Annotated in this window: 2 protein-coding genes; both read left to right on the forward strand. The window is 51.5% G+C overall.

Features of this window, described 5'->3' with window-relative positions; genetic code table 11:
• Positions 1-2,948: RNA-binding protein (locus tag EA392_00075; protein TVR42731.1), on the forward strand; the 2,948-nt coding region annotated here is incomplete at its 5' end.
• A gap of 272 nt (positions 2,949-3,220) precedes the next feature.
• Positions 3,221-4,103 (forward strand): DEAD/DEAH box helicase (locus EA392_00080; GenBank protein TVR42732.1); only part of this gene is annotated, 883 nt, incomplete at its 3' end.

Here is a 4,103-nt window from a genome sequence, read left to right on the forward strand (position 1 = left end):
GGACCACCGGTGTCTGCATGGTTGACATCAACGGCAATGGGATGCTGGATATCTACGTGTGCAAATCGGGACCATCGGAAAACCCTGACGACCGGCGTAACCTTCTCTACATCAACAACGGCGATTTAACCTTTACCGAGCAGGCTTCAGAGTGGGGCATTGACGACCCGGCCCACAGTACCATGGCCTACTTTTTTGACTACGACGGAGACGGGGACCTGGATCTTTTTCTGCTTAATCACCGCATCGACTTTTTGGAGAACGTGAACGTTGACCTGGATTTTCAACGCATCATTGACCCCTCAACCACCGATAAGCTGTACCGGAACGACGGCAATCGGTTTACCGATGTGACCACCGAAGCAGGACTCTCCAACAAAGCCTGGGGATTGGGAGCCGCCATTGCCGACTACAATGGCGACGGTCTTCCGGATATCTTTGTGTGCAACGATTACCGTCAGCCCGACCACCTCTACCTCAACAGCGGTGACGGCACTTTTCGCGACGGTATTCTCGATCATTTTGGTCACATCTCCTTTTACAGCATGGGAGCCGATGCCGCCGACTTCAACAATGACGGCCATACTGACCTTGCGGTGCTCGACATGGTTTCGGAAGACCACGTGCGCTCCAAACGCATGATGGCAGCCATGAGCACGGCCAATTTCCGCGAGATGGTTGACATAGGTTACCACCACCAGTACATGTTCAATATGCTGCACCTGAACCGCGGAAACGGCGATTTCAGCAACATTGCCCACCTGGCCGGAGTGGCCAAAACCGACTGGAGCTGGGCGCCCCTGTTCGCCGACCTCGACAACGATGGCTGGCTCGACCTTATCATCACCAACGGCATTGACAAGGACGTAACCGACGTTGATTTCAAAACCGAAATTGAACGCCGCTTTATGATGGGGCAGCCCATGTCTTTTCAGGAAGCCATGGAGCGCTGGCCGGCTGCCAAAATCCCGAATTACGCTTTCAGGAATACCGGTGATCTGAGGTTTGAAAACGCAACCGCAAACTGGGGGCTCAACCGCCCGGTAAACTCCAACGGCATTGTCTACGCCGACCTCAACAACAACGGTGCGCTCGACCTCATCATCAACAACCTCAACGACCCTGCCTCCATATATCAAAATCACAGCAAAAACAATTGGCTGCGCATTGATTTACAAGGCCCCGAGGGCAACCGACTGGGACTGGGAGCTCGCGTGGAGATTGAAACGGAAGTTGGATACCAACATCGCGAAATGTACATGGCCCGCGGCTTTCAATCGTCGGTTGAACCCGTGCTGCACTTTGGCCTGGGTGAGATTGGCACTGTAAACACGTTGCGCATCATCTGGCCCGACGGCAAAACCGAATTGAAACGCGATGTACCGGCCAACCAAAAACTCACTCTGTACCATCGCGATGCTACAGAGATGTATTCACCGACCGAAATTGAAACGCTTTTCGAGCCGGTTGATGCAACCGCAATCGGTATTGACTTTGTGCACCGCGAAAACGACTTTGACGATTTTGCACGCGAAATCCTGCTGCCTCATAAGCAAAGCACATGGGGTCCGCACATAGCTGTGGGCGACATGAACGGCGACGGATTGGACGACTTTTTTGTGGGAAATGCCAAAGGAGCAGAAGCGGCTACCTTCATTCAAACTCCGGGGGGAAAATTTGTTCGCAGCAACCATTCTCTCTGGAAGAAAGAGGCGGACTACGAGGATTTAGGCGCCCTGTTTTTTGACGCCAACGGAAACGGCCATCTCGATTTGTACGTGGTGAGCGGCGGTAATGAGCGTCCTCCGGAAGATGCCGCTTACCAGGACAGACTGTACCTGAACGACGGCAAGGGTAACTTCCAACGTGCAAGCAACGCTCTTCCTCAACTTGTGAGCAGTGGCCAATGCGTGGTGGCCGCCGATATTGACGGCGACGGCGACCTTGACCTTTTTGTGGGTGGAAAGCAATTCCCCGGCATTTATCCTTATCCCGGCAAATCGTACATACTCCGTAATGACGGTGGAGTGTTCACAGATATCACAGAGCAATACGCTCCTGAGCTCCGACACATCGGCATGGTAAGCGATGCTGTCTTTGCAGACTACAACAACGACGGACTTCCTGATTTGGCCGTAGTGTGCGAATGGTCGCCTATCATGCTTTTCAAAAGTACCGGCAATCAGTTGGTGTTTGACAGAAGCACAAGCGGACTCGAAAAAAGCAACGCGTGGTGGTACGGCATCCATGCTGCAGACATGGATGGCGATGGGGATATTGACTTTGTGGTGGGTAACCTGGGGCAAAACAACAAGTTTCAGCCCACTGCGGACAATCCGCTCCACATTTTTTGCCACGACTTTGATGGGAATGGCACCTACGACATTGTGCTCGGAAAGCAGAAAAACGGAACCCTTTTGCCTGTGCGCGGACGCGAGTGTTCGTCGGAGCAGATGCCTTTTATCGGAATGAAATTTCCCAGCTACCGCAGTTTTGCAGAGGCAGATTTGCGCGCCATCTACGGCGAGGAGGCACTTGCCCAAGCCTTAAACATGGTAGCGTATGATTTCAGCAGTGTGTACCTTGAGAATCTCGGCAACGGACAGTTCAGGAAACACGAGCTCCCTGCCCATGCACAATTCGGACCGCTGATGGGTATAGATGTGCGTGACGTGAACGGCGATGGTGTGAAGGATATCATTGGCGTAGGTAACATGTACAACGCTGAGGTGGAAACCGTGCGCTACGACGCCTGCCGCGGATTTGTGCTGTTGGGAGATGGAGATGGCGGGTTCACCTACGAGCCTCGTTCAGGGTTTTATCACTTCAGCGATGCCAGGAGCCTGGCTACCCTGAACATTGCCGGGCAGCTTCATTACATTGTTGGGGCGAATGATGGAAAACTCAGCTTTTTCAAATTGAAGGAACAGGTAGAGCCGGCACGGTAGAGATGAATCCTTCCTTTCCGCTAATTTACCTGCCAAAGTCACTCCAGCCCACACATCCCAGTTATTTACACGTTTGTTAGGGTAAAGAAATTTCGCGATATTGGCGGTTTGTTCAAGGACTTAAAACACTGAAATGCATGAGCTGCGTGGGGTTAAATTTGCCAACATACTGAAAGAACCAACCTCATAACAGCTACTTCCCGGAACTTGGGGACGCGTCGGTTTTTTACTCCCAAAAGCTTTTGACACCCGGCTTAAATAAAAGAGAATGAATGACATCAAATGTTAACCAAAACCCCGAACAAATAGCGCGCGACCAGATTGACAAAATGTTGGTTGACGCGGGATGGGTAGTACAGTCTAAGAGTAAAGTAGACCTTTCTGCCTCGCTCGGGGTGGCGGTGCGCGAATACCAAACTGATGTTGGACCCGCAGATTATGTTCTGTTTGTGAACAGAAAACCAGTTGGAGTTATTGAGGCTAAGCGCGAATCAGAAGGTGCACGACTGACAGCTGCAGAAGATCAATCCGCCGGGTACGCACAGGCTACACTCAAGTACAATTTGAATAAAGGCCCACTTCCTTTTGTCTATGAAAGTACCGGGGTGCTTACGCGATTTACCGATTACCGCGACCCCAAACCGCGCTCACGACCTGTTTTCCATTTCCATCAGCCCGAAACATTACAAGAATGGTACAGCCAGCCAGACACATTACGCGCCCGGTTACAAAAGATGCCCGAGCTGCCTGAAGTAGGTCTTCGTCCGGCCCAGATAGATGCCATCAAGAATCTCGAAACGTCGTTTAAGGAAAACAAGTCGCGGGCATTGGTGCAAATGGCCACCGGAGCCGGAAAAACTTTTACGGCGTGCACCTTTGTTTATCGCTTGTTGAAATACGCCGACGCCAAACGCATTCTGTTTATCGTCGATACCAAAAACCTCGGGGAGCAGGCCGAACAGGAATTTCAGAAATTTCAACCCACCGATGTCAACCGCAATTTTACAGAGTTGTACAATGTGCAGCGCCTGACATCCAGCTATATTGCCTCCGACAGCCAGGTGAGTATTTCCACCATTCAACGCCTTTATTCTATTCTCAAAGGAGAGGAGCTGGAAGAAAATGCTGAACTGGAAAACCCCAATGAATCCGAGT

It is taken from the genome of Cryomorphaceae bacterium, assembly GCA_007695365.1.
Classification (GTDB): Bacteria; Bacteroidota; Bacteroidia; order Flavobacteriales_D; family SKUL01; genus SKUL01.